Consider the following 25216-nt stretch of genomic DNA (forward strand, 5'->3'; position numbering starts at 1 on the left):
CAATCGTTCTTGGTCGAAAGATCGGATCTCGGAACAGGCATTTAGTTCAATTTTCTTAAACGAGATTCAGGTTAATTAGCTTAATTGTACCAATCGTAGCTAAATAGAATATATAGGTTAGGGGTAACATGAAGAAAGTATTTAAATAAGCGAACTATATTTCTGTTAGTAGCAAATAGACTGCCTTTATTGATATGGGGCTGTTGTTTATTATTGATAAAAAAATTGGGGAGGACTTGTCGCGACCTTATTACTGTGTGATAAATTTTAGATATTAAAAAGCCGAGCATAAGCTCGGCTTTTTGGTGTCTCTTTAAAGACTTACTCTGCAGACTGTGCGTCTTCTTGAACTTCTTCGCTCGCCGCTGGGCGACCAACTAGTTCAATATAAGCCATTGGTGCATTATCACCAGCACGGAAGCCACACTTAAGAATACGAGTGTAACCACCTGGACGGTCTGTATTACGAGGACCGATTTCGCTGAACAATTTACCAACTACTTCATTATCACGCGTGCGGGCAAATGCTAAACGGCGATTTGCTACGCTGTCAGTCTTAGCCAGTGTGATTAAAGGTTCAATTACACGGCGTAACTCTTTCGCTTTAGGCAAAGTAGTTTTGATGATTTCATGTTTCACCAAAGAACCTGCCATATTGCTGAACATCGCTTTACGATGGCTACTGTTACGGTTTAATTGACGACCACTCTTACGATGGCGCATGACCCTATCCTTCTAACTAAACTAATATAGTGATTTAGATTATTCAGCTAGGCTTGCAGGCGGCCAATTTTCTAGGCGCATACCTAGAGAAAGACCACGTGAAGCTAGCACGTCTTTTATTTCAGTTAGAGACTTCTTACCTAAATTAGGCGTTTTAAGAAGCTCAACTTCAGTGCGCTGAACTAAATCACCGATATATTGAATTTGCTCGGCTTTCAAACAGTTTGCTGAACGTACTGTTAGTTCAAGATCATCAACTGGACGAAGTAGAATAGGATCGAATTCTGGCTTCTCTTCTTTCTCTTCTGGCTCAGTTACATCGCGTAAATCTACGAATGCATCTAGTTGCTCAGCTAAGATAGTAGACGCACGGCGGATCGCTTCTTCAGGATCTAAAGTACCGTTTGTTTCCATATCAATGATTAACTTGTCTAAGTCTGTACGTTGCTCAACACGGGCTGATTCAACCGAGTACGCAATACGTTCAACTGGACTGAATGATGCATCAAGCAGCAATCGACCAATTGGACGCTCATCGTCATCAGAGGATAAACGACTAGATGCCGGCACATAACCACGACCACGCTCAACACGAATACGCATGCTGATCTCGCTGTTATTTGTAGTTAAATTACAAATAACATGATCTGGGTTAGCAATTGTTACATCGCCATCGTGCTGAATATCTGCCGCAGTCACAGGGCCTACACCAGATTTAGTCAGGGTCAGAAAAACTTCATCTTTGCCTTCTAACGTTACCGCTAGACCTTTAAGGTTTAGTAGTATTTCAATGATGTCTTCTTGTACGCCTTCTTTCGCGCTGTACTCATGCAATACACCGTCGATTTCAACTTCAGTTACTGCACATCCAGGCATAGATGATAACAGTATACGGCGTAAGGCATTACCCAAAGTGTGACCAAAGCCACGCTCGAGTGGTTCTAAAACTACTTTAGAACGCGTTGGGTTTATAGCGTCGATATCGACTAACCTTGGTTTTAGAAATTCTGTAACAGAACCCTGCATTTTATCCTCTCTTAACTCTTAACTTTACTTAGAGTAAAGTTCGACGATTAGTTGTTCATTAATGTCCGCAGACAGATCTGAACGCTCAGGTAGGCGCTTGAAGCTACCTTCCAATTTCTTACCGTCAACTTCAACCCAAGTCGGCTTTTCACGTTGCTCAGCCAACTCTAGAGCAGCGATGATACGTGCTTGTGTCTTAGACTTCTCACGGATTACAACAGTATCTTCTGGAGTAATTACGTATGAAGGAATGTTCACAACACGACCATTAACTAGAATCGCTTTGTGGCTTACTAACTGACGTGCTTCAGCGCGTGTGCTAGCAAAACCCATGCGATATACAACATTGTCTAAACGTTGCTCTAAAAGCTGTAACAAGTTTTCACCTGTATTACCTTTAAGGCGAGCAGCTTCTTTGTAGTAGTTACGGAATTGCTTTTCTAATACACCGTAGATACGACGTACTTTTTGCTTTTCACGTAATTGTAAACCGTAATCAGATAAGCGTCCTTTACGAGCGCCGTGCTGACCAGGTGCAGTCTCAAGTTTACACTTAGAGTCGATAGCTCTTACGCCGCTCTTAAGGAACAGGTCAGTACCTTCACGACGACTCAGCTTGAGCTTAGGGCCCAAATATCTTGCCATGTTATTTCTCCTAACCTATTGTTAAACGCGACGTTTCTTCGGTGGACGACAACCATTGTGTGGTATTGGCGTCACGTCAGTAATGTTGGTGATACGGTAACCAGCAGCATTCAAAGCACGTACAGCAGATTCACGACCTGGACCTGGACCTTTGATGAAAACTTCTAGATTTTTTAAACCGTATTCTTGAGCAGCAGTACCTGCACGCTCTGCAGCAACCTGAGCAGCAAATGGAGTAGATTTACGTGAACCACGGAAACCTGAACCACCGGCAGTAGCCCATGATAGTGCATTACCTTGACGGTCGGTAATCGTTACAATAGTGTTGTTGAAAGACGCATGAACATGAGCCATACCATCAGCAACTTGCTTTTTAACCTTTTTACGACGAATTGGTGTCTTAGCCATTTTACTATCCCCTTATCGCTTAATAGGCTTACGAGGACCCTTACGGGTACGCGCGTTAGTCTTTGTTCTTTGACCACGAAGTGGTAAAGAGCGACGGTGACGTAGGCCACGGAAACAACCAAGGTCCATAAGGCGCTTGATATTCAAAGTAACTTCACGACGAAGGTCACCTTCTACAGTGTACTTGCCAACTGCTTCACGCAATACGTCAAGTGTTTCGTCTGAAAGTTCACCGATTTTTGTGGTCTCGGCGATACCAGTCGCTTCTAAGATAGCCTTAGAGCGAGTCTTACCTATGCCATAAATAGCTGTTAAACCAATAACTGCATGTTTATGATCAGGGACGTTAATGCCAGCGATACGGGCCACTAACACATCTCCTATATTTGAATTTGGTAATCATCTGTTTGAAAAGCCCGTAAGGATACTCAAACGAAGACCAAATCACAACTAAAAACACAGGCCGAGAAACCTCAGCCTGCACGACTGTTTACTTAGCCTTGCCTTTGCTTATGCTTAGGCTCACTGCAAATTACGCGTACTACACCAGCACGTTTAATAACTTTACAGTTACGGCATATTTTCTTAACGGAAGCACGTACTTTCATTGCTCAACTCCGTAAACTGACCTTATCGACCGTAGCCTTTAAGGTTCGCTTTTTTCAGCACAGAATCATACTGATGTGACATCAGATGCGTCTGTACTTGTGCCATAAAGTCCATGATTACTACAACGATAATCAAAATTGATGTACCGCCGAAATAGAATGGCGTTTGCCATGCCATAGTCATGAATTCGGGCACCAGACAGATAAAGGTTATATACAAAGCACCTGCCAATGTCAGGCGTGTCATCACTTTATCAATGTATTTAGATGTCTGCTCACCTGGACGAATACCTGGGATAAATGCGCCAGATTTTTTCAGGTTGTCTGCCGTTTCACGCGGGTTAAAAACCAACGCTGTGTAGAAAAAGCAGAAGAAGATGATAGCCGCAGCTAAAACCATTGCATACAAAGGCTGACCTGGAGTCAACGTTGTAGCAATTGCTTGTAGCACATCAGCAACCGGACCTTCACCCTGGCCGAACCAGCTTGCAATTGTACCAGGGAACAGAATTATACTGCTAGCGAAGATTGGTGGAATAACACCCGCCATATTTACTTTCAGAGGTAAATGCGTGCTTTGAGCAGCAAATACTTGACGACCTTGTTGACGTTTGGCGTAGTTAACAACGATACGTCGTTGACCACGTTCAAAGAATACAACAAGATAAGTAACAGCGAATACTATAACCGCAACCATCAACAGTACAAAAACATTCAAATCACCTTGGCGCGCCATTTCGGCTGTCGAACCAATAGCAGACGGCAGGTTAGCTACAATACCAACAAATATTAGAACTGAGATACCGTTACCGATACCGCGCTCTGTTATCTGTTCGCCCAACCACATAAGGAACATAGTACCGGTTACTAAACTCACCACAGCGGTGAAGTAGAATCCCATACCTGGGTTAACAACTAACCCGTTCATCATGCCCGGTAAGCTTGTGGCAATACCGATTGATTGGATAGTAGCAAGCACAAGCGTGCCGTAGCGTGTGTACTGGCTTATCTTTTTACGCCCTTGCTCACCTTCTTTCTTAAGCTCTATAAACGGCGGATACATATGCGTTAATAGTTGCGTAATAATCGAAGCCGAGATATACGGCATGATACCCAGTGCTAACACTGAAGCTCGCTCAAGCGCACCACCGCTAAACATGTTGAACATCTCAACAATGGTGCCCTTTTGTTGCTCGAAGAAATCGGCAAGTACAGCGGCGTCAATCCCAGGGATCGGCACAAATGAACCTAGACGGTAAATTATGATAGCACCCAATACGAAGAGTAATCGGCGCTTCAATTCCGAAAGTCCACCTTGTGCACTTTGTGTATCTTGACCTGGTTTAGCCATTAGTACTTCCTTAGTCTTCTACCTTGCCTCCGGCAGCTTCGATAGCTTCGCGTGCACCTTTAGTAGCCTTAAGGCCTTTAACGGTAACAGCGCGTGAAACTTCGCCAGATTTAACAACTTTAACGAACTGAACGTTCTTTTTAACTAGACCAGCTGCTTGTAACGCGCTTAGGTCTACCACATCGCCTTCAACTTTAGCGATTTCGTATAGGTTAATTTCTGCAGATACTAATGATTTGCGAGAAGTGAAACCGAACTTAGGTAGACGACGTTGCATAGGCATTTGACCGCCTTCGAAACCAACGCGTACTTTACCGCCAGAACGTGATTTTTGACCTTTGTGACCACGGCCACCAGTCTTACCAAGACCAGAACCGATACCACGACCAACACGTTTTGGAGCAGTTTTTGAACCTGCAGCAGGTGAAAGTGTATTCAAATGCATCGAATTACCCCTCTACCTTAACCATGTAATAAACCTGGTTAATCATACCACGTACACATGCAGTGTCTTCTAACTCAACAGTGTGATTGATACGACGTAAACCAAGACCGCGTAATGTAGCTTTATGCTTCGGTAAACGACCGATAGAGCTTTTTACTTGTGTTACTTTTACAGTTTTATTAGCCATGGTTTACCCCAAAATCTCATCTACTCGAAGACCACGTTTTGCAGCGATCGACTGAGGAGAATTCATGTTCTCAAGAGCTGAGATCGTTGCACGTACAACGTTGATCGGGTTAGTAGAACCGTAACATTTAGAAAGTACGTTCTGAACACCAGTCACTTCAAGTACTGCACGCATAGCACCACCTGCAATGATACCAGTACCTTCAGATGCTGGTTTCATAAACACTTGTGAGCCAGCATGACGTCCTTTAACAGGATGCTGTAATGTGTTGCCATTTAGGTCTACGTTGATCATGTTACGACGTGCTTTTTCCATTGCTTTTTGAATAGCAGCTGGAACTTCACGTGCTTTACCATAACCGAAACCTACTTTACCTGCGCCATCACCAACTACAGTTAGTGCAGTAAAGCTAAAGATACGACCACCTTTAACTACTTTAGACACACGGTTCACCGCGATTAGCTTTTCAGCTAAATCAGGCTGTTGTTGCTTTGCTTCTACGTTAGCCATTGTCTACTCCTAGAATTGCAAACCGGCTTCACGCGCAGCATCAGCTAGCGCCTTCACACGGCCGTGATATTTAAAGCCACTGCGATCAAAAGCAATCTTTTCGATGCCTTTGTCAGCCGCACGTTCAGCAACCGCTTTACCAACTGCTTGTGCAGCTGCAACGTTGCCTGTGCCTTTAACTGTTTCGCTAATAGCTTTCTCAACAGTAGAAGCAGCAGCCAGTACATTACCCTCAGCGTTTACAACTTGAGCGTAAATGTGACGTGGCGTGCGGTGGATAACAAGACGCGTTGTGCCTTGTTCAATATAATTTCTACGAGTGCGTTTAGCACGACGTAGACGAGCTGTTTTTTTATCCATCGTCTTACCTTACTTCTTCTTAGCCTCTTTACGGCGTACATTCTCATCTGAATAACGAACACCTTTACCTTTATAAGGCTCAGGTTTACGGTATGCACGAATGTTAGCAGCTGTTTGACCAACTAACTGCTTATCTACGCCCTTAACTAGAACTTCTGTTTGGCTTGGAGTTTCAATCGTAATTCCTTCAGGAACTGCGAAATTAACTGGGTGCGAGAAACCAAGAGTTAAGTCTAAAACTTTGCCCTTAGCTGCAGCACGGTAACCAACACCTACTAACTGAAGTTTCTTCTCGTAACCTTCATGCGTACCAACAACCATGTTGTTGATTAGAGCGCGAGCAGTACCTGCTTGTGCCCATGCATTGGCTACGCCTTCACGAGGTAAAGTTGTAATAACGTTGTCGTTAACTTGTACTTCAACTGCATCGTTGATAGTACGAGTAAGTTCACCGTTTTTGCCTTTAACTGTGACTTCCTGGCCTTTTAATGTAACTTCTACACCGGCAGGAACGTTTATTGGTGCCTTTGCTATGCGAGACATAGTTCCCCTCCGATTAAGCTACAAAACCAATGATTTCACCACCAACGCCTGCACTACGTGCTGCGCGGTCTGTCATTAGGCCTTTAGAAGTTGATACGATAGCGATACCTAAACCACCCATTACCTTTGGTAATTCGTCACGTCTCTTATAGATACGTAGACCAGGGCGACTTACACGCTGGATATTTTCAATAACAGCTTTGCCTTCGAAGTACTTTAACTCGATAGAAAGCTCAGGTTTTACATCACCACTTACTGAGAAGTCTGCGATGTAACCTTCATTTTTTAATACATTAGCTAATGCTACTTTCAGTTTCGAATTAGGCATCGTTACAGATACTTTCTTCGCTGACTGACCGTTACGGATTCGTGTAAATAAATCCGCGATAGGATCTTGCAAGCTCATAGTCTTACTCCCATGATTCTATTACCAGCTAGCCTTTTTAAGGCCAGGAATTTCACCGCGCATAGCTGCTTCGCGAACTTTAATACGGCTCATGCCGAATTTGCGAAGGAAACCATGTGGGCGGCCCGTAATGTTACAACGATTACGTTGACGTGCAGGGCTAGAATCACGAGGTAAAGCTTGTAGCTTAAGTACCGCGTCCCAACGATCATCTTCAGATGTATTAACATCACTGATGATAGCTTTTAGTGCTGCACGCTTTTCAGCGTACTGAGCAACTAGTTTAGTGCGCTTTGCTTCGCGCGCTTTCATAGAATTCTTTGCCATAACCCTACCCTTATTTCTTGAATGGGAAGTTAAACGCTTCTAACAACGCACGGCCTTCCTCATCTGATTTCGCAGATGTAGTGATTGTGATATCCATACCGCGTACACGGTCTACTTTATCATAATCAATTTCTGGGAAGATGATTTGTTCACGTACGCCCATGCTGTAGTTACCGCGTCCATCAAAAGACTTAGCACTTACACCACGGAAGTCACGGATACGTGGGATAGCGATTGAAACCAAACGCTCAAAAAAGTCCCACATACGCTCGCCGCGTAGGGTTACTTTACAACCAATCGGGTAACCTTCACGCACTTTGAAGCCAGCAACAGATTTGCGTGCTTTAGTGATTAAAGGTTTCTGACCAGAGATAGCTTCTAGATCCGCAACAGCGTTATCTAAAATCTTCTTGTCAGCTAAGGCTTCGCCCACACCCATGTTTAATGTGATCTTTTCGATCTGAGGGACTTGCATGACAGAGCTGAAACCAAACTTCTCTTGAAGTTCAGCAACTACTTTGTCTTTATATACTTCATGCAGTTTCGCCATCATTCTACTCCAACTATTAGATAGTTTTACCAGTAGATTTAAAGATACGTAATTTCTTACCATCTTCAATCTTGAAACCTACACGATCTGCTTTGCTCGTTTCCGAGTTGTAGATCGCAACGTTTGATACGTCGATAGACGCTTCTTTCTCAACAATACCGCCAGCTTGGTTCAACTGTGGAACCGGCTTTTGGTGTTTCTTGATTAAGTTAATGCCTTCGACAAATACTCGACCAGACTCGGTTACAACTGAAAGCACTTTGCCGCGCTTACCTTTGTCTTTACCTGCTAGTACGATTACTTCGTCATCACGACGGATTTTTGCTGCCATGATAGACTCCTTACAGTACTTCTGGGGCTAGTGAAACGATTTTCATGAACTTTTCATTACGAAGTTCGCGAGTCACAGGGCCGAAAATACGAGTACCAATAGGCTGCAAGTTATCATTTAAGATAACAGCCGCATTGCTGTCGAAACGGATCAATGAACCGTCTGGACGACGAACGCCTTTTTTGGTACGCACAACTACCGCGTTTTTAACATCACCTTTCTTCACTTTACCGCGAGGAATCGCTTCTTTTACAGAAACTTTAATGATATCGCCAATCGCTGCATAGCGACGGTGTGAACCACCAAGGACTTTTATACACTGCACTTTGCGAGCGCCGCTGTTATCAGCAACTTCCAGCTGAGTTTGCATTTGGATCATGTTAATGACCTCCGGTGTAGTAATTACAACTTGTCTTAAATTTGTTTAAAATCAAGACATTTCGATTGAATTCCACTCAAAAAACATACTAGATGTCTCTTAAGGGCGGGCAATTGTATCAGCATTGAGGGGGGAGTGGTAGGTTATTTTTTAATTAATTTAATGCGGAGGCTAAATTAGAAACTGGTTATTTATGCTATCTATCTAAATTACAGGTGGTTACAAAACAAACAAGGCACCGTAGCGATGCTTTGTTTTATATCAGTAATTAAAATTAGCCAAACAAACCTTTTAATTTGTCTTTAATTTTGTCTTTAGCTTTTTCTTTTGCTTCATCTTTAGCCGGACTGCCTATATCTAATTTTATACCAACATCATGGAATGGGCCTTTTATCCTCAGTGGAATTTTAAAGCCAGTGCTATCATCAGTAGTACCTTGACCTTCAATAGAGTCAACGAGACCTGTTACTAGGCGGTAATTAACCAGAGTTTGCGGCAAATCAACGTCTCCTTCACCTGAAATGCGTATTAAAGGGCTGATCAACGATAAATCAGTATTTTTGCCTACGCCATTGGTAAAGTTAAAACTACCCGAAAGCGCAGAGAAATCAGTTTTCTCAGATTCTTCAAATCCTGTATCTAGTCCCTCAGACACGGCATTAAAGTTGCCTTTAACTAGCTCTTTACCCTTACGCACCATTTCCGCTACGTTCGCCCCTTTAACCGCACCATCTGCGAACTTAAACCCTAATTTACCATTGAGCGCGTTTATAAACGTTTTTTGGCTTTGCCCAGTTGTAGTTAAATTCCAATTTAACGACCCTTTGCCCATTAACTTATCAAAGCCTGCAGCATCGCTAAGTAATGGCTGTGCGTCTATTTTATCTAAATCGAAGTTGGTTGCTATTTTATAAGGGGTATTTTGAGCATTGATAGTCACCACCCCTTTACCTGTTCCTTCATAAGCCGCAAAGCTGTCTAAACTTAATTTAGCAACGCTATTTTTTAGTGCCACAGTAAACTGGTTTGCGCCGAGTTTAATATCGTTCGCTTTTAAGCCACTTGAACGGACAATCACATTTGCATCTAATGCATTCAAGCCACTTAAATCAATTTTAGTATCATCCCACGCTATTGGCTCTGCACGCTTAGAGTCGTCTTTTGCAGGGACTTCTTTTTTAGCTACGGTTTCAGGTAAGTAAGGATTTAAATCAAGCATGCCTAAGTCAATATCAGCATTAACAGCTAAGCGACTGCCTAAATTTAACTTACTTTTACCTTTAATCTCGAGTGCATCGAGCGTTGCTACTAATTCAGTTAAGTTAAACTCTTCACCGAGTAAGTGCATTTCGGCATTGATGCTAAAGGCGTTAAACGCATTGTTTTTAGCGTTTAAGTCAACTCCTTGCCAGTTAGCAATATTTTTAACCGAATCACCGTTAAGTGTTAAAAGTCCTTTAATGTCTTGGCCTTGTTTGGCTATGCTGCCATCAAACATTAGATCTACTAAACGTGAGTTAAGCGTTTGTTTTACATTAAATGTGGCGCCTTCAATCGCTTTTGCTGGTGTATTAAGTTTTACATCAAGCTCAAATCGCTCTTGCATATAAGTAATAGCACCGGTTACTTCAAGCTGTTTACGCAGTGAAGGCAGTAATATAGCCAGTTCTAAATCGCTAATTTGTTGTTTAGCACCCGTTTGACCATCTAAATAAGTAAATGACCCGCCATAAATAGCGACTTCACCTAATTGAATATCAAAGTTTTCAGGTAGTTTGACTGCCTCTCCCGCTTGAGTTTGTTGCTCTGGTTGCTTGGCCACAGCATCAAATAACTGCCAGTTTGCTTTGCCGCTTTTATCGGTTTCTAGCAGAATATTTGGTTCATTAATGACAAACTTTTCTAGTTTCAGTTCACCACCAAATAGCGAAAACCACGGAATATGAATTGCCAGTTGCTGCATGCTTGCCATATCAGCGCGTGAGCCCGTTTTCATATTGGCAAAGTGCACATCTTCAAGCTCAAGTTTTAATGACGGAAAAACAGATAAGGTTTTGTCACCTTTAATGGTCAGAGCTCGCCCTGTGGTTTGCTCTACCTGTTGCGAAACTTTGTTAAAGATTGCATCGGTAGGGATTAAAAACGGCGCTGCAACGATTAAAGCAACAAGCAATAACAGTATAACGCCAATAACTTTAAATAAGGTTTTCATGATGGTCCTTTCAAATGTGCAAATAATACTCTTATCATAGCGGGAGTTAGCATTAAAATCATTGCTATAGCTATAAAAAAGCCATTTCCTCGCTGTTACACCTGCAATATAAATTCACCTTGAAACATTTTGATACCTTTAGGTTACAAAAATAACTTGACCAAATGATACCTCAAGGTTACATTGATACCTGTAGGTTACAAAAACACAAATTAAAACTTTCACAGGATGGATATTATGAAACAACAAGATATTAAAACCGAAGAAAAATTTATGGCGCAAAACGCATGGTTTTCCATATTCATGGGTGTAACTTTACTAATTATCAGTGGTTACCCCATACTTAATCACACATCAGTACCGTTGTTGTTTTTAGGAAGTGCAGCTTTTCTTGGCTCATTCTTTATGTTTGTGATCAGAGGCGGTTTTACATGGAAATTAAGTTACCGCCTGACTTATAAAGATGAGTATTTAAACACCATAGATACGATTGCCTATAAACATGTTGTACTAGCACTGTTATTTAGCATGGGCACAATATATTTATGCTCTGACAGTCTCGCGTTACAAGTATCGCATAGTATGATGGCTACTTTTTACTTAGCTGTTATGAGTTTGGTGTACGGTATTTCCATCCTTTGGCAAAGTCGTGATTAGGAGTTAATGTGCAAAACCATATAGCAGAATTTCGCAAAGCCGCGGGGCTATCGCAGCAAGAACTAGCCGATGCGATTAATGTTTCGCGCAAAACCATTAGTACGGTCGAAACATCGCGCTTTACACCGTCGGTGATCATTGCGTTGAAAATAGCACTGCACTTTAATACCTCGGTTGAGAGTCTATTTATACTCGATGAGCACGATTAATACAGCAATGATGCAATCTTGAGATTTTCAGAACTATCTTGATTGCATCCCTTCTATTCTTCGGTATGATGCACAGCCCTGTTGTTTTAGGGCGTTTTGCGCTAAAATTGAACAACATGAAAAATGTATCTAACCGGAGTACCATCAGGCATGAAAAAACTGCTCATTTCACCTTCACAAATGGCATTAGGCGAACAAGAAGGCCAGATTTATCAAAATATTTTAAAACAGGCTTCTGAGATCAGCTTAAATCTGATGGCGGTGAAAATAGAAAATCATCCTGAAGACTTCTTAGGTTGGTGTTACGAATTACTACATGCTAGCCGTGACCGTATCAATCATGATTTACTTGAAACCAATCAGTTACCAACTTTAAAGAAACTTCATGATTTATTAATTTCAGCAATTAGCTTTTTGCAGTTAAAAACACTACGTGTCGCGCCTTGGCCAGTAGTGAGTATGTTTGTAGAGCAACATAAAGAACTGGTGGCACTTGATGAGCAGCTACGTTTAACTACTTATATTGCAGGCCTGCGTGAAAAGCCGTTAAAAGATATGATCCCTGAAGACTTACTCGCTTTTAGCGGTAAGCATATGGCATCACTCGATCCGAGTACTTATAACTTTGATGTAGAATGGTTTGCCTCTACCAAAAGCGCCAAAGGTTTTCACCAGATGCTGGCTGATTTGCCAGGTGCATTCGACGATGCCCTTAGCAACATTCCACTTGAGGGTGATGTAGCGCTAGGTAATTACCAACAATTTGTAATTGCTTACTTGAGTGCATTTAATGGTAGTGATGAAAAACCAACTCTGGCGCCTGCCACCCGCTTATTAGCAATGCGCCGCCCTGATGTATTTACACCGATTAGTAACAGTCGCTTAGATGCACTTTGCTCCGCACTTGGTATCACCAAATTAAATAACCGTGACTTTGAGCGTTACTGGCAAGATGTAGTACAAAGCATTCACGCTATGTCATGGTTTAAAATGGCCAATGCAGGTAATGAACTAGAAACTAAGTTAGTGGATATAAAAGCGCTAATACCTTGCTTTTTTTATTATGCAGATACTAATACTGCAGATAACTCTAACTACATTAAGCTACTAAATAAACCTACACGTAGCACTTCGAGCAGCAGTAAAGCGCCACGCCGCGGCAAAGAATCGGCTGAAATATTAGTGGACCGCGCACTTGCTGCTGATGATGTTCCAGAGCATATTCGTGCTAAACGTGACTCTATTATTAGCGAAGTACAAAAAGGCCGTGGTGTAAACGAAACAATTACCCTAATGCGTGCCATTTTTGGTTAATTAACCCACAAGAAAAATAAAATAGCCTAGCAGCGCTTTGATGGTGCGGCTAGGCTATTTTTTGCACCAGCAAAGTGAACCTGCTAAATAATTACTTTTCTATCCCTACCTCATATTATTTTCAATACATTGTTTTAAATAATAAAAATAATTTATAAACGAATAATTTTAATTTGGCACACACAGTGCAAATACCCCATTAGTAACATAATAAAATGCCGCCAAACAAAAGGTTGTAGTCGTTCATAATAAAAAGCCTTGGCGTGCAAAATCATACAATGGGAAATGAGACATGCTAAAACTACAAAAAACAATATTGATCAGTGCATTGGCATTAACAGGAATGACATCAACTACTGCATTTGCTGAAGTAACAGCAAATGCAGCAGCCACTTCAAACTACTTATGGCGCGGACAAGAGCAAACTGGGGGCGATGCAGCTGTATCTGGCGGTATTGATTACGCTAATGAATCTGGCTTTTATGCGGGTACGTGGGCGTCAAATGCGTCTTGGGCTGATGAAATGACCTACGAACTAGACTTATACGCAGGTTTTGGCGGCGCTATTAATGAAAACGTAAGTTATGACGTAGGGTATATCTATTATGCGTACCCTGATGCGGCATCAGGTGCAGATGCAGATTTTTCTGAAGTTTACGGTAGCATTAGTGTGCAAGGTTTTACATTTGGTGCAGCCGTACTTGCAACTTCTGCTGCCAATGGTGACGGTACTGATTTTGGTGATTCATTGTATTTAAACGCCGATTACAGCTTTGCTGTTGGTAGTAATGGCACAGAAATGGCGCTACATATAGGTCATTACTCAGGCGATTTCATCGGTGATGACAATATTATTGATTATGGTATTTCGGTGTCTAAAGATGGTTTTACTTTTGGCCTATCAGATAACGACATGGACGGCTCAGATGTAAAAGCTTATGTAGCCTACGCTGTCGACTTTAGCTTATAAAAAGAATGTGTTACTTGCTGCAACACTAAGGGCCGCAAGGCCCTTTCTCGTTTAGAGCGGTTTAAAAATGCTCGTAATCCTCTCTAGGATTAGCTACTAAAGCGCCCTACTATATTACCCGCCTCGGTCAATCAACGACTACCTAGCTGCCGTTAAATATTTCCGCGTTATGCTAACTCGCTTAAATAAGCATTATTGTGTATTGGCATTATATTCTCTGTTTCAAATAAGCTTTTTATACCAATTCGCTAAAACAAAAGGCCGCACGAAATGCGGCCTTTAAATCACTTAGCGTTAAAACTTAGCTAAATTATTTTTATTGTCTTTATCTACAAGCTTAATGTAAGGGTCTATCCCAGCGTACATGGGTTTTTCTTTTACTTTAAGTTCGATGGTGTTTGCACCAGACACTATTTGATGTTTTTGTGAATAAATCACAAAGTCTTCAGCTAGAAGGTTTTCAGGATCATCATTGAATAATGCAATATCAATCATTTCATCAAGTGGTTGTTCGGTTTCTTCACCTTGGCCATCGGCACGCTGTTTCGTTGCTTCAACGCTCAGTGTTACCGTGTAAAAACCCTCGCTATCAGTGCTACCTGTAATCGATACCTCTTTCATTTCAAGCTCATAAAGTGTTATATACTTAAACTGATCATCAATAAAGCGTTGCTCTGCTTTTGTTGCATCTCGTTTTAAATAACTGAGTAAATCGAGTGTGGTGGGGTATGGCGTTGATTGGTATTTAAACTCATTCAAAAATGCTTTAAGTGCTGCATTTAAGCGTTTTTCACCTAAGCGATCATATAGCGCCATCATCACAACAGAGCCTTTATTGTAGTGAAGATACTGCTGAGCCTGCGTTTTATACAGCGGCATTTCTTCAAACGCTTCCCCTGTACGACCCATTAAGTATTTGTCTAGCTCGTATTTTAAAAACTTACGTAGCTTCTCGGCGCCAAAGCGTTTTTTTAACACCATAAGCGCACTGTATTGGGAGAGCGTTTCTGATATAACGGCACTGCCCTCTACATTAGCCCCTGATACTTGATGTCCCCACCATTGGTGCGCCACTTCATGTGCGGTTACATAATAAGGGAGGTCAATTTTACTCTCATCCCTTAAATCTGTAACAAAACCAATACTTTCTGAGTAAGGCACTGTATTGGCAAAACTTTGCGCAAATGAGCGATATTTTGGAAACTCAAAAATACGTAACTGCTTATGCTGATACGGGCCAAATGCTTGGGTATAGTAATCTATTGAGTCTTGTACCGACTCAATCATACGGTCAACATTCCATGCATGATCTTTGTGGTAGTACACTTCAATATTTACACCGTTATGCTCAATCTTTTTGCTTTCAAGTTCAGCCGAAAGCACAGAATAAAAGTTTAAAATAGGGGCATCCATTTCATAAACAAAAGTACGGCGCCCGTCTTTTACACTCTCACTTTTTAAGTAACCAGGTGTAATTGCAAATTGCGACTCATCGGTAGTTACCGTTGCTTTATAGCTTATAAACCCATTATCAGGACCAAACTCATTTTGCGTATAATAGCGGCTGTCTTCTAGTTTATGCGCACGTTCAAGTTCGGGTAAATCGTGCTTACGACGCTCATACTTATCCGCAATTTGAAAATACCTTTGATAACCAAAATTCGGTAATAACTCTCTATTATTTATAAATGTACCGTTATACACCAGCTGAGTATCTGAATACCTATCAACAAAACCGTTATGCTCTCGGGAAACTGAAAGCTCACCTTCGCGAACTTCATTAGGCATTAGCGGTTGTTCAAACTCAAACCATACCATATCAAACTCAGGTAAACGCTCTACTATTTTACCGCCGGCCATTTTTACATCCCAGCTTTTAGCGTGGTTAGGCTCGTTAATTAACACACGGGCTATTGGCTCGTTAGCGGTATTAGTAAACTTAATTTTTGCAACGGCGGTTAATGCACGCTTTTTAGGGTAAATATCAATGTGTAAATTAACATCGGTTATTACAGGGAGTGGCAAATCTTTGTATTGTGAAAACTCTTGTTCATAGCTTACTTGTAGAGTTTCGTTATCATCACTTGCTACAAACTCGTTGAGCACACGGGTGTTGTGATGAATGTTATAACCTGCTCCCACAAATACCAATAAACTTATAGCGGCAGCAATTTGACCTTTTAAAGACATGTTGTAACGTATTAAAGATAAGCGAGTGCGCAATGTTTGCGACGGGCCGCGATGCCATAAAGCAAACCCAACAATAGCCAAAAATACACTTAATGCGCCCCAATATAAGGTGTACCAATGCGCACCTTGTAAAAAGTGTCCGTAACCGTTTATATCAGAATACGGTACGCTACTACTTTGCGAAAAGTGATACATGTGATGCTCAAATCCGTAAGCACCCATTACCATTTGGGCAATGTAATACAGAATAAATAACCCCATACCTATATATTTATTAGGGCTAATTATTTGCAAAAAGAACGCCAAAATAGCCATCATAATTAAAGGCAGTAACGTAAGGTAACCTAACCTAAATAAGTACTGGCCAAGCTCTAGATTAAATTGCCCCTTAAATAGTTGTACTGCAATGGTAAACATCATACCTACTAAATAAAGACCACACACCGCAGTGATTAACGCAATAATTTTAGATACCCAAAACACACTGTTATGAACTGGGAAACTGTCAACAATATCGCCCATACCACTGTGGCGCTCCCGCCAAACCAGCTCTGCGCTGTAATAAGCAATAATGATAAACATAAATAAGCTAGAGGTGTTTTGAATGATGCTCACCATATTTTGTGTCAGTGGCCAATCCGTTGTGCCATACGCGCCAATAGGAGCAAAGAGTGGCACAAGCAACATAGTAATACTTACACCGGCTAAAATCATAAAAGGCGCACTTAATATAACCTGCTTAAGTTCAAATAAGCTGCGCATTACTAGTTGCGATTGCGTATTGATCCCTTTTGATTTGTAATTTTTAGCCTTGCTAATAAGTGCTGCTTGTTTATTTTTTACAAACGTAGATACAGCAAATTGTTTTTTTTGTTTTTTAGTTACTACGCGATTACCTAACTTCCCTAGGCCAAAAAACATCGCTAAGCTTATTGCTATCCACAAAATACGGTTAATCAAAAAATCGCCCGAGAGCGTTAACACTTCGGTATTTTTATCACTTACAGTCCAATAACGGGTTAAGTCAATTAACGAACCTGACCCAAATGGATCGGCGTATACAACAATATCTCTAAATGCTAAGTCATCAAAGTAGATGCCCGCTATTTGATAGGTTATAAAAATCACTACAGCTGTAACATATACCGCCATCATGGTTTTAAAATACACAGCCACACTATTAAAAATAGCCGAAAGTACTAACAAGCTGGGTATTGCTAAATATAAAAAAGGGGCTGTGTAATATATTAACTTATTAGGGCCTACTAGCTCACTATCGAGCCAGCCAACCAATAAACCAAATTGCGATCCAAAAAACACACCCAGCGGCACCGTTAAAAAAACAACTAGCACCACTAAGTAAGCACCAAAAAAACGCCCAGATTGATAAGCAAGAGGGTTAACCGGCTTACTAAACACCAACTCATCCATTTTGCTCTCACTGTTGCGAATAGCTGAGCTGGCAACAAAGTTAACCACTAAAAACATAGCAAGCGTACAAAAGGTAACCGTTAAAACCATAATGGTATAAGGCGAGTTCATATGAACATTAGCCCCGCCTAACGGAAGCTTACTACTAGAGCTTATAAAAAACGCCATAAAAAAGAAGATTAATGACGTCACATAAAACGAAGGTTGGCGCACAAAATAGCGCAGTTCAAACGCGAGCATATTAAAAAACATAGCGCCCCCTTATGCTACTTGGCTGTTACGATGATTAAGCAACGCAGAAAAATACACATCTTCTAGGTTTGCGTTACTCGTTTCAAAGCCTTCGGGTGCTTGCTCTGCTAATACATGTAATATGGTTTGCCCAGCAAATAAGCGTTTTGAAATAACAGGCAGTTGTGATTCAAGCTCTTGCGCTTCTTCTTGGCTCATGGCCTTGCGCCAAATTTGCCCTTGCAGTTTATCGGTAAGGGCAATTGGGTTACCCTCTAATAGTATTTTACCGCCAGCCAGTACAGCCATGTTTGGGCAAAGCTCTGCTACATCTTCAACAATGTGGGTCGATAATATAACTACTTTTTGCTCGCCTAAGCTTACTAACAAGTTATGAAAACGATTTCGCTCCTCAGGATCTAAACCTGCAGTTGGCTCATCAACAATTAGTAAATCAGGGTCGCCCAATAATGCTTGTGCAATACCAAAACGCTGGCGCATACCCCCCGAAAAACCACTAACGGCTTTTGAGCGATGTTGATATAAATTAGTATGTGCAAGTAAGCCTTCCACCGACTCTTTACGTTCTGCTTTGTTGTGAATACCTTTTAAAACAGCCATATGATCGAGTAAATCGTAAGCGTTAACACGCGGATATACACCAAAATCTTGTGGTAAATAGCCTAAACGCTGACGCAATGCTTGTGGGTCTTTAAACACATCAATGCCATCAAAAGTAATAGAGCCCTGATCAGCTGACTGCAATGTAGAAATAGTTCGCATTAACGACGATTTACCCGCACCATTTGGCCCAAGTAATCCGAACATACCTTTACCAATTGATAAATCAACACCTTGAAGTGCATGTACGCCGTTGTCGTAGGTTTTTGATAACCCTGTTATTGATAGCATTTTTTACTTCCTTGAATTGTAAGTATTATTTTTATGCTGCTTTATACCACATTAAAAACAGGAACATAAGTTAGTAACTAGTTAACTTTGTAACAATAAATAAACAGAAATTCATTCTAATAACACTTGCTTAGAAATGAGCCTCTCGGTATAAAAACAAAACACTCTAAAAATAAGAAGCGAACAGCCATGCAAGATCACAAAAGCCAACCATTAACCGATTTTATAGAATACCCGCCAGAGGCAATGCTCTCGCGCGCAAAGGAGTTTTTACAAACGAGCCAGCGCCGTCATAGTATTCGCAGCTTTAGTAACCGCCAGGTGCCAAAAGAAATCATCGAAACCTGCATTAAAGCAGCAGGTACAGCGCCTAGTGGTGCAAACCACCAGCCTTGGCATTTTGTAGCCATTAATAGTAGTGATGTTAAAAAGAAAATTCGTGAAGCAGCCGAGAAATTAGAACGCTCTTTTTATGAAGGCAGAGCGGGTGAAGAATGGTTAGATGCACTAAAACCCTTAGGCACCGATGCTAACAAACCCTATTTAGAGCACGCGCCATGGTTAATCGCGGTGTTTAGTCAAAAAAAGGGGGGGTGTAAATACGGACGATAAAAACACGAATTACTATGTGCATGAATCGGTAGGCCTTGCCACTGGCTTTTTAATTCAAGCCTTGCACCACGCAGGCCTTGCAACACTTACCCACACACCAAAACCGATGAGTTTTCTAACCGATATTTGTGGACGTGATAAAGACAACGAACGCCCTTATAAGTTACTTATTACTGGTTACCCAGATGAGCATGCAACAGTGCCGCTGCACGCCCTAGATAAAAAGTCGATTGATGAAATTGCGAGTTTTATTTAATCGCTTTGACTTGGCATGTAATCAACAGCAAGTACATCACCCTCTTTTAGGCCTGCTATTACCTGTTGCTGGTTATTTATAATACTGCCTAAACGCACGAAACGTTTAACCAGCGTTTCGTTTTCAAGTACATACACCATATTGAGCTGACCAAACTCATGCACCCAACGTGGATCAATTAATACACCTTGGGTACTTTTTATTGGTAACTGTAGTTGAGCATAAAGGCCTGGCATTAAACCAAGTTGCGCATCGGCTTCTAAACGAATAAGCAAGCTGCGCGCCGCGTTATCTGCCACTGGTACAATTTCGCTCACCGTTGCGGGTGTTGTTATATCTAGAGAAGGTAATACCACATTTAAACTATCCCCGACTCTTAATTTTACTGCTTGTTGTTCACGTACATTAAATTCAAGCTGTAACTGTAATGGGTTATACAAAGTAATCAGCGGTTTACCGGGTGTTGCAGTATCGCCAGGTTCAGTTAGGCGCTCAACGACCACGCCCGAAATAGGGGCAGTAATACGCGTATAATTAAGCGATACCTGAGCTTGCATTTGCTGTTGCTTAGCAACCGCTAAATTAGCGGTTAAGTTTTCAAACTTTGCTTTGGCGTCATCTAATTCACTAACAGATACTAATCCTTGCGCATTTAAATCAATCATTCTGGCTAGTTGCTTTTTAGCTTGCGTTAACGACGCTTGCACCGCATTAATATTTGCGCTGCTTTGCGCTAACGCCGCTTTAAAATCATCTTGCTTGAGCATAATAAGTAAATCGCCCTTAGCGACTTTATCGCCAGCACGTACTTTTAACTGCTCAACCTGCGCCATAACATGCGATGAAATTTGCGTATTTTGTTTTGCTATTACACTACCTGGTACCTGCTCAGTGCCTGCAATACTTTGCAGCGTTACCGTTACTCGCTCACCTTGATAGCTCGTTATTTGTGATTCTTTTAAGCCAGCAGCTTGCTTGTCAGAAAAGCTGCCTGCCATATAAAACACAGCCATAATAATGACAAATAACGCGGCCAATGTGCCTATAAGTTTTGATTTACCCTGCATGCGCTTCATCCTCTGTGCTTGCAAACACTAAATAATAAACAAGCGGTACTACAAATAATGAAAATAATGTAGACGCCACAATGCCAAAAATAATCGCAATCGCGAGCCCGCTAAATACTGGGTCAAGTGTGATCACTAAGTTACCTAACAAAGTAGTTCCGGCGGTTAATAATACTGGGCGCATTCGTACCGTCCCTGCAGCAATAAGTGCCTCTTTTATTGCCATCCCCTGAGCACGTGCTTGGTTAATAAATTCGACTAAAATAAGTGAGTTACGAACGACAATACCTGCAAGGGCAATCATGCCTATCATCGCAGTAGCGGTAAATAATACCGGCTCAGGAGCCCCCGCTATGGTGCGTTCACCAAATTGATTGAGTAACCAAAACCCAGGCATAATACCAATCACAGTTAATGGAATAGCCGACATGATAATCAGCGATAAACTCGCCGACTGTGTTTGTACCCGTAAAATTATAAATATAGCACTGAGCGCAAACGCAAAGGCAATGCCCATATCTCTAAATACATCAATGGTTATGCGCCATTCCCCCTCGCCGCTAAAGCTGACATGGGTTCCTTGTGGTAGTTGCCATGGGGCTGTTCCGCCATTATTAAAAAAGTGACGACCTACCCACGATGTTTTAACAAACTCATCGTTTGATACATTTAAATCAGCATTCACATCAGCAATCACTTCCGCTGGTGTGCGCCCATTAAGCTCAGCCATAACATAAATCACGTCGCGCTGATCTTTACGAACAATCGTTTTAGCAACATGATGTTGTGTAAATTCACCGAGTTCTGAAAGCGATACTAACGGCCTTGGCGCACTGCTTAAACCAAACTCGTTACTGGTTTTAGCTAAATCTCTGTCGCCCCTAACCTGAAGTGCAAGTAATTGCGAAAGCTGATTTCGCTCGCTGTACGGTAGCTGTAATTTAATATCAACGGGCTCTGTTTCATTGCTCACATAAAGTGCACCCACGTTTTCACCTTGAGAGGCAATACTGAGTGTTTGTGCAATATTTTGAGTTGAAACCGCACTGAGTGCGGCCTTGGTTTTATTGGTAACAAAACGTTGTAATGGCGAGGGTGCCACCATTGAGGTATCGACTTCAACTACATGAGGCTCTTGTTGTAAACGCGCAGCTAACCGCAAGGCAGCGTGAGAATGTGTTTGCTCATCAACAAAAGCATCTCGGTAAACCTCAGCAACTAAGGTACTCAGTACCGGCGGCCCTGGTGGTACTTCAACCACTTTTATTACAATGCCATTTTTTGCTAAAGGAGCAAGTTGTTCGCGTAGCCGCATAACTACTCCATGCGATTGATGATCGCGCTCAGACTTATCCACTAACAATACCCTCAGCTCGGCGAGATTCGCTGCATCACGGCGATAATAACCGCGCACCATACCATTAAAATCCATACTAGAGGGTTGGCCAACATAGGCCGCTATTTCACTTACTTCGTTTAATTGCCATGTGAGTGTTTGGATTTGTTTAGTAAATGCAGCTGTGCGCTCCAGATTAGTCCCCTCTGGCATATCTATCAGTACTTGCAGCTCATTTTTATTATCAAAAGGGAGTAGCTTTAAAGGCACCAAACGCATCACGGGTAACATGGCGCTGATAATAAATAATGCTAGGGTTAGCCACAAAACAAGTTTTACTCGCCCCTTAGAAACCAATAATGGGCTTAATATTCTTTGATATGCACCAACTTTAGGAGCAAGCTCGGAGGGTTGTTCGTTATCAGGCTTGAGTAACTTCATCGCAAGCCAAGGGGTTACAAAAAATGCAACAATGGTAGAAACCATCACGCTAACCGGCACATTAAATGCCATAGGTGCCATGTACGGCCCCATCATTCCGGTGATAAACGCCAGTGGAATAAACGCCACCATAATAGTGAGCGTAGACATAAGTAAGGCACTTCGAATTTCGCTCATTGCGCCAACAATCTGCTGTTTTTTATCGCCTTTTTTATTCAAAAAGCGGCTAATATTATCAATACCTGTGATTGGGTCATCTACCAGTAAACCCAAAGATAAAATAAGCGCAAATAAGGTCACCCGGTTAATGGTGTAACCAAATGCAAAATCTAATGAGAGTGTAATGCCATAACAAATAGGAACCGCCAGCCCAACCACCACGGCAGGACGCCAACCTAAAAACACCCCCACAAATATCACCACAGTAAAGACCGCAAAGACTAAACTTGAAGTGAGGTTATTTACTTTTTCATCGGCAGTTTGGCCATAATCTCTTAATACTGCATAGCTCACCTCAGTGGGTAATAGCGTGCGTGTTAGCTGCGTCATCATTTGATGAACATCGTTGGCGACGGCAACAGCGTTCGTGCCGGTTTGTTTTGCAACGCTTAGTGTTACCATTGGTAAATGCTGCTGGTTTGCCGATTGAGCAAGCCATTGGTAATGCTTAACTTCACTTGGGCCATCAATAACGTTTGCAACATCAAGCAAGTAAACACTTTTGCCATTAACAACATTCACTACCAGCTGCTCTACAGCAGATTGACTTCGTAGAACATCACCTGCTTGCAATTCAATTTGCTGCTGATTATCAACCACATTCCCTACTTGAGTGAGTTGGTTTGATACATTTAATGCGTAAAAAACATCGTTTACCGTGGTTTGATGGGCAGCCAGTGCGCTGGCATTTAAATTAATGGTAAGAGTGCGTGTACGCCCCGAAATTACTTTAACTTCACTGGTATGCTCAATGCGTTGTAAATTATTAGCAATTTCGTTAGCAAAGCGGGTTAACTCGTAATCACCATAAAGTTGTGGGTCTTTACTGTATAGCCCCAGCATAACAATAGGTACATCATCCACTTCAACGGGCCGTATTTGCCAACTTTTGATCACCGATGCCATTGTATGCTGATAACTATTTAATTTTGCATAGGTATCTAAAATAGCTTGTTCGCGGTTGTGCCCTACTTCAAAACGCAGCGTAACCACTGTACTGTTAGTTTGTGTGGTTGAGTAAATATGCTCAACCCCCACCAGCTGAGCCAGTAACTTCTCGAGCGGTTGTGTTACTAACCTAGCGACTTCAGGCGCCTCAACGTTAGGTGCTGATACATAAATATCGAGCATGGGCACAGTAATTTGCGGCTCTTCTTCTCGAGGTGTTTGATTTAGTGCAAATACCCCAAGTAACAAAGACATCACAAAAATAATAATCGGAATGCGACCACTTAAACTACTTTTTACCGCATTGTCTATTAAGCTCATCGCACTTAGCCCTTACAGAATAACCCATACAAGGTACCAAGCAGAACGACTGCATTTTCATCAATGACACGATAATAAATTGTTTGGCTCTCGCGGCGCGTAGCCACAATGTTTGCTTTACGCAACGCTGCTAAGTGCTGAGATAACGCAGACTGCGCTAATGGCACGGCTTCATTGAGCTGAGATACGCTCATTTCTGAATCTTGCAAAGAACATAAAATCATCAAGCGATTTTTATTGGCTAAAATTTTTAATAGCTGCTCGGCTTGTTCTACATTGCCGGCCATGGCAGTAAAGTCAATATTCATACTATGCTCTTATTCTAAAATAGAGTCTGAGTATAAGACGTTAGATTAGAAAAGTCTAATATTAGATTTTACTAATATAGATAAACCTAATATAGTGACTGTACTGAACTAAATAACTGGCCTACTATAATGAAGCTAAATAACGCACTCAGACTAATCGCTGGCATAATGATTATTGTGTCGCTTTTATTGCAAACTTATCACGATCCTAAGTGGATTTACTTTACAGCTTTTATCGCAGTAAATTTAATTCAATCAGCTTTTACTAGCTGGTGCCCAATGGTCACTCTATTACGCAAACTTGGCTTTAAGGAATAAACACCATGCTTACCCCTATTCCCGATTTACTAAAAATAATTACTCCTAATCAGCGCCGTATTGATGCCGAACAAGCAAAGAAAGAGCTTGAGCAAAATAAAGGATTGTTGATTGATGTACGAGAACCCGCTGAACATGCCACCAAAGCAGCTATAGGCGCTATAAACATTCCTCGCGGGCTACTTGAAATGAAGCTCATGGAAATAGAAAAAGACGCAGCCCGTCCTATTTATTTACATTGCGCTAGTGGTGCGCGCGCAACATTAAGCGCTGAAGCGCTGACCCGCGTAGGTTATGAAAACGTCACAGTTATTACCTGTAAAGCAGAAGCTGTTTGTCAGGCATTTTAAAGGCCAAAAATTAAATCACTCGGCGATCAACCGATCGCCGAGCTTAAATAACATAATCCAAATTTAAAGGAACACTATGTTCAATTAAAATCAAAGATTGAAATTAATAAACTTC

The 25216-nt window shown here is 41.6% G+C and carries 29 protein-coding genes and 1 pseudogene; 7 read left to right on the forward strand and 23 right to left on the reverse strand.

Features of this window, described 5'->3' with window-relative positions; translation table 11 throughout:
* Window positions 1-321: 321 nt before the first annotated feature.
* The 18 genes from rplQ to AAEY57_RS08205 form a co-directional block, all read right to left on the reverse strand.
* Complete coding sequence (rplQ, locus tag AAEY57_RS08120) at window positions 322-723, reverse strand: 50S ribosomal protein L17 (RefSeq protein WP_013466072.1); 402 nt, start codon at window positions 721-723, stop codon at window positions 322-324.
* A 39-nt stretch (window positions 724-762) separates the two neighbouring features.
* A complete protein-coding gene (locus AAEY57_RS08125) occupies window positions 763-1749 on the reverse strand; it encodes a DNA-directed RNA polymerase subunit alpha (RefSeq protein WP_008115371.1) in 987 nt (328 codons plus the stop codon).
* Window positions 1750-1773: 24 nt separating this feature from the next.
* Entirely contained in the window at window positions 1774-2394 is a 621-nt protein-coding gene (gene rpsD / locus AAEY57_RS08130) for a 30S ribosomal protein S4 (RefSeq protein ID WP_002959461.1), read from the reverse strand.
* A gap of 21 nt (window positions 2395-2415) precedes the next feature.
* Window positions 2416-2802, reverse strand: a complete 387-nt coding sequence (gene rpsK, locus AAEY57_RS08135; protein ID WP_002959471.1) for a 30S ribosomal protein S11 — start codon at window positions 2800-2802, stop codon at window positions 2416-2418.
* Between the two features lie 12 nt (window positions 2803-2814).
* Complete coding sequence (rpsM, locus tag AAEY57_RS08140) at window positions 2815-3171, reverse strand: 30S ribosomal protein S13 (protein WP_008115377.1); 357 nt, start codon at window positions 3169-3171, stop codon at window positions 2815-2817.
* A gap of 125 nt (window positions 3172-3296) precedes the next feature.
* Window positions 3297-3410, reverse strand: coding sequence for a 50S ribosomal protein L36 (gene rpmJ, locus AAEY57_RS08145; protein WP_002959476.1), 114 nt, complete (start codon window positions 3408-3410; stop codon window positions 3297-3299).
* A gap of 22 nt (window positions 3411-3432) precedes the next feature.
* Window positions 3433-4761, reverse strand: coding sequence for a preprotein translocase subunit SecY (secY, locus tag AAEY57_RS08150; RefSeq protein ID WP_008115380.1), 1329 nt, complete (start codon window positions 4759-4761; stop codon window positions 3433-3435).
* Between the two features lie 10 nt (window positions 4762-4771).
* Window positions 4772-5206, reverse strand: coding sequence for a 50S ribosomal protein L15 (gene rplO, locus AAEY57_RS08155; RefSeq protein WP_013466073.1), 435 nt, complete (start codon window positions 5204-5206; stop codon window positions 4772-4774).
* 4 nt (window positions 5207-5210) lie between these two features.
* On the reverse strand, window positions 5211-5393 hold the full coding sequence (rpmD, locus tag AAEY57_RS08160; RefSeq protein ID WP_008115384.1) for a 50S ribosomal protein L30: 183 nt from the start codon (window positions 5391-5393) through the stop codon (window positions 5211-5213).
* A 3-nt stretch (window positions 5394-5396) separates the two neighbouring features.
* On the reverse strand, window positions 5397-5903 hold the full coding sequence (gene rpsE / locus AAEY57_RS08165) for a 30S ribosomal protein S5 (RefSeq protein WP_008115387.1): 507 nt from the start codon (window positions 5901-5903) through the stop codon (window positions 5397-5399).
* 9 nt (window positions 5904-5912) lie between these two features.
* The gene (rplR, locus tag AAEY57_RS08170) at window positions 5913-6263 is read right to left on the reverse strand and encodes a 50S ribosomal protein L18 (RefSeq protein WP_008115388.1); all 351 of its coding nucleotides are present in this window, start codon (window positions 6261-6263) and stop codon (window positions 5913-5915) included.
* A 9-nt stretch (window positions 6264-6272) separates the two neighbouring features.
* Window positions 6273-6806 (reverse strand): 50S ribosomal protein L6, encoded by a 534-nt coding sequence (rplF, locus tag AAEY57_RS08175; protein ID WP_138561320.1) that lies wholly within the window; start codon window positions 6804-6806, stop codon window positions 6273-6275.
* Window positions 6807-6819: 13 nt separating this feature from the next.
* Window positions 6820-7212 carry a 30S ribosomal protein S8 gene (gene rpsH, locus AAEY57_RS08180; protein ID WP_350607388.1) on the reverse strand — a complete coding sequence of 131 codons (393 nt, stop codon included), beginning with the start codon at window positions 7210-7212 and terminating at the stop codon, window positions 6820-6822.
* Between the two features lie 21 nt (window positions 7213-7233).
* Window positions 7234-7539, reverse strand: coding sequence for a 30S ribosomal protein S14 (gene rpsN, locus AAEY57_RS08185; protein ID WP_006794245.1), 306 nt, complete (start codon window positions 7537-7539; stop codon window positions 7234-7236).
* A gap of 10 nt (window positions 7540-7549) precedes the next feature.
* A complete protein-coding gene (rplE, locus tag AAEY57_RS08190) occupies window positions 7550-8089 on the reverse strand; it encodes a 50S ribosomal protein L5 (RefSeq protein ID WP_010392500.1) in 540 nt (179 codons plus the stop codon).
* Window positions 8090-8105: 16 nt separating this feature from the next.
* The gene (gene rplX, locus AAEY57_RS08195) at window positions 8106-8420 is read right to left on the reverse strand and encodes a 50S ribosomal protein L24 (RefSeq protein WP_004589210.1); all 315 of its coding nucleotides are present in this window, start codon (window positions 8418-8420) and stop codon (window positions 8106-8108) included.
* A 10-nt stretch (window positions 8421-8430) separates the two neighbouring features.
* Window positions 8431-8799, reverse strand: coding sequence for a 50S ribosomal protein L14 (gene rplN / locus AAEY57_RS08200; protein ID WP_008115397.1), 369 nt, complete (start codon window positions 8797-8799; stop codon window positions 8431-8433).
* 274 nt (window positions 8800-9073) lie between these two features.
* On the reverse strand, window positions 9074-11011 hold the full coding sequence (locus AAEY57_RS08205) for an AsmA family protein (RefSeq protein ID WP_350607390.1): 1938 nt from the start codon (window positions 11009-11011) through the stop codon (window positions 9074-9076).
* A gap of 237 nt (window positions 11012-11248) precedes the next feature.
* Between AAEY57_RS08205 and AAEY57_RS08210 the strand changes: the two genes are divergently transcribed.
* The 4 genes from AAEY57_RS08210 (at window position 11249) to AAEY57_RS08225 (ending at window position 14161) form a co-directional block, all read left to right on the forward strand.
* Window positions 11249-11668 carry a hypothetical protein gene (locus AAEY57_RS08210; protein WP_016710192.1) on the forward strand — a complete coding sequence of 140 codons (420 nt, stop codon included), beginning with the start codon at window positions 11249-11251 and terminating at the stop codon, window positions 11666-11668.
* An 8-nt stretch (window positions 11669-11676) separates the two neighbouring features.
* Window positions 11677-11877, forward strand: a complete 201-nt coding sequence (locus AAEY57_RS08215) for a helix-turn-helix transcriptional regulator (RefSeq protein ID WP_016710191.1) — start codon at window positions 11677-11679, stop codon at window positions 11875-11877.
* 150 nt (window positions 11878-12027) lie between these two features.
* Complete coding sequence (locus AAEY57_RS08220; RefSeq protein WP_350607393.1) at window positions 12028-13191, forward strand: hypothetical protein; 1164 nt, start codon at window positions 12028-12030, stop codon at window positions 13189-13191.
* Window positions 13192-13483: 292 nt separating this feature from the next.
* Window positions 13484-14161 (forward strand): TorF family putative porin, encoded by a 678-nt coding sequence (locus AAEY57_RS08225; protein ID WP_350607396.1) that lies wholly within the window; start codon window positions 13484-13486, stop codon window positions 14159-14161.
* 294 nt (window positions 14162-14455) lie between these two features.
* Here AAEY57_RS08225 and AAEY57_RS08230 read toward each other — a convergent pair whose 3' ends face one another.
* Together AAEY57_RS08230 and AAEY57_RS08235 are read right to left on the reverse strand one after the other, a co-directional pair.
* Entirely contained in the window at window positions 14456-18034 is a 3579-nt protein-coding gene (locus AAEY57_RS08230) for an ABC transporter permease/M1 family aminopeptidase (protein ID WP_350607399.1), read from the reverse strand.
* A gap of 9 nt (window positions 18035-18043) precedes the next feature.
* Window positions 18044-18925 carry an ABC transporter ATP-binding protein gene (locus tag AAEY57_RS08235; protein ID WP_010392484.1) on the reverse strand — a complete coding sequence of 294 codons (882 nt, stop codon included), beginning with the start codon at window positions 18923-18925 and terminating at the stop codon, window positions 18044-18046.
* A 189-nt stretch (window positions 18926-19114) separates the two neighbouring features.
* Here AAEY57_RS08235 and AAEY57_RS08240 point away from each other — a divergent pair.
* A pseudogene (locus tag AAEY57_RS08240) lies at window positions 19115-19793 on the forward strand (nitroreductase family protein).
* Here the strand turns inward: AAEY57_RS08240 and AAEY57_RS08245 are convergent.
* From AAEY57_RS08245 to AAEY57_RS08255, 3 genes are read right to left on the reverse strand one after another with little or no spacing between them, the layout of a single operon-like run.
* Window positions 19790-20860, reverse strand: coding sequence for an efflux RND transporter periplasmic adaptor subunit (locus AAEY57_RS08245; protein ID WP_350607402.1), 1071 nt, complete (start codon window positions 20858-20860; stop codon window positions 19790-19792). The pseudogene AAEY57_RS08240 and the gene AAEY57_RS08245 overlap by 4 nt on opposite strands.
* Window positions 20850-24125, reverse strand: coding sequence for an efflux RND transporter permease subunit (locus AAEY57_RS08250; RefSeq protein WP_350607405.1), 3276 nt, complete (start codon window positions 24123-24125; stop codon window positions 20850-20852). The genes AAEY57_RS08245 and AAEY57_RS08250 overlap by 11 nt, the downstream gene beginning before the upstream one ends.
* 5 nt (window positions 24126-24130) lie before the next feature.
* On the reverse strand, window positions 24131-24433 hold the full coding sequence (locus tag AAEY57_RS08255; protein ID WP_010392476.1) for an ArsR/SmtB family transcription factor: 303 nt from the start codon (window positions 24431-24433) through the stop codon (window positions 24131-24133).
* 129 nt (window positions 24434-24562) lie between these two features.
* Between AAEY57_RS08255 and AAEY57_RS08260 the strand changes: the two genes are divergently transcribed.
* Window positions 24563-24751, forward strand: a complete 189-nt coding sequence (locus AAEY57_RS08260; RefSeq protein WP_350607408.1) for a YgaP family membrane protein — start codon at window positions 24563-24565, stop codon at window positions 24749-24751.
* A gap of 5 nt (window positions 24752-24756) precedes the next feature.
* Window positions 24757-25101, forward strand: a complete 345-nt coding sequence (locus AAEY57_RS08265; RefSeq protein ID WP_076922736.1) for a rhodanese-like domain-containing protein — start codon at window positions 24757-24759, stop codon at window positions 25099-25101.
* Window positions 25102-25216: the final 115 nt, after the last annotated feature.

Source organism: Pseudoalteromonas sp. MER144-MNA-CIBAN-0113, assembly GCF_040308965.1.
GTDB classification, from domain to species: domain Bacteria; phylum Pseudomonadota; class Gammaproteobacteria; order Enterobacterales; family Alteromonadaceae; genus Pseudoalteromonas; species Pseudoalteromonas tetraodonis.

Coding starts and splice junctions, on each gene's coding strand:
- AAEY57_RS08220 (WP_350607393.1), top strand. CDS start 12,028: ATGAAAAAACTGCTCATTTCACCTTCACAAATGGCATTAGGCGAACAA.
- rplQ (WP_013466072.1), bottom strand. CDS start 723: ATGCGCCATCGTAAGAGTGGTCGTCAATTAAACCGTAACAGTAGCCAT.
- rpmJ (WP_002959476.1), bottom strand. CDS start 3,410: ATGAAAGTACGTGCTTCCGTTAAGAAAATATGCCGTAACTGTAAAGTT.
- AAEY57_RS08205 (WP_350607390.1), bottom strand. CDS start 11,011: ATGAAAACCTTATTTAAAGTTATTGGCGTTATACTGTTATTGCTTGTT.
- rpmD (WP_008115384.1), bottom strand. CDS start 5,393: ATGGCTAATAAAACTGTAAAAGTAACACAAGTAAAAAGCTCTATCGGT.
- AAEY57_RS08260 (WP_350607408.1), top strand. CDS start 24,563: ATGAAGCTAAATAACGCACTCAGACTAATCGCTGGCATAATGATTATT.
- rplF (WP_138561320.1), bottom strand. CDS start 6,806: ATGTCTCGCATAGCAAAGGCACCAATAAACGTTCCTGCCGGTGTAGAA.
- rplE (WP_010392500.1), bottom strand. CDS start 8,089: ATGGCGAAACTGCATGAAGTATATAAAGACAAAGTAGTTGCTGAACTT.
- AAEY57_RS08250 (WP_350607405.1), bottom strand. CDS start 24,125: ATGAGCTTAATAGACAATGCGGTAAAAAGTAGTTTAAGTGGTCGCATT.
- AAEY57_RS08125 (WP_008115371.1), bottom strand. CDS start 1,749: ATGCAGGGTTCTGTTACAGAATTTCTAAAACCAAGGTTAGTCGATATC.
- AAEY57_RS08225 (WP_350607396.1), top strand. CDS start 13,484: ATGCTAAAACTACAAAAAACAATATTGATCAGTGCATTGGCATTAACA.
- rpsE (WP_008115387.1), bottom strand. CDS start 5,903: ATGGCTAACGTAGAAGCAAAGCAACAACAGCCTGATTTAGCTGAAAAG.
- rplN (WP_008115397.1), bottom strand. CDS start 8,799: ATGATCCAAATGCAAACTCAGCTGGAAGTTGCTGATAACAGCGGCGCT.
- AAEY57_RS08255 (WP_010392476.1), bottom strand. CDS start 24,433: ATGAATATTGACTTTACTGCCATGGCCGGCAATGTAGAACAAGCCGAG.
- rpsD (WP_002959461.1), bottom strand. CDS start 2,394: ATGGCAAGATATTTGGGCCCTAAGCTCAAGCTGAGTCGTCGTGAAGGT.
- secY (WP_008115380.1), bottom strand. CDS start 4,761: ATGGCTAAACCAGGTCAAGATACACAAAGTGCACAAGGTGGACTTTCG.
- rplO (WP_013466073.1), bottom strand. CDS start 5,206: ATGCATTTGAATACACTTTCACCTGCTGCAGGTTCAAAAACTGCTCCA.
- rpsN (WP_006794245.1), bottom strand. CDS start 7,539: ATGGCAAAGAATTCTATGAAAGCGCGCGAAGCAAAGCGCACTAAACTA.
- rpsH (WP_350607388.1), bottom strand. CDS start 7,212: ATGAGCTTGCAAGATCCTATCGCGGATTTATTTACACGAATCCGTAAC.
- rpsK (WP_002959471.1), bottom strand. CDS start 2,802: ATGGCTAAGACACCAATTCGTCGTAAAAAGGTTAAAAAGCAAGTTGCT.
- AAEY57_RS08245 (WP_350607402.1), bottom strand. CDS start 20,860: ATGCAGGGTAAATCAAAACTTATAGGCACATTGGCCGCGTTATTTGTC.
- AAEY57_RS08230 (WP_350607399.1), bottom strand. CDS start 18,034: ATGTTTTTTAATATGCTCGCGTTTGAACTGCGCTATTTTGTGCGCCAA.
- rplX (WP_004589210.1), bottom strand. CDS start 8,420: ATGGCAGCAAAAATCCGTCGTGATGACGAAGTAATCGTACTAGCAGGT.
- AAEY57_RS08235 (WP_010392484.1), bottom strand. CDS start 18,925: ATGCTATCAATAACAGGGTTATCAAAAACCTACGACAACGGCGTACAT.
- AAEY57_RS08210 (WP_016710192.1), top strand. CDS start 11,249: ATGAAACAACAAGATATTAAAACCGAAGAAAAATTTATGGCGCAAAAC.
- rplR (WP_008115388.1), bottom strand. CDS start 6,263: ATGGATAAAAAAACAGCTCGTCTACGTCGTGCTAAACGCACTCGTAGA.
- AAEY57_RS08265 (WP_076922736.1), top strand. CDS start 24,757: ATGCTTACCCCTATTCCCGATTTACTAAAAATAATTACTCCTAATCAG.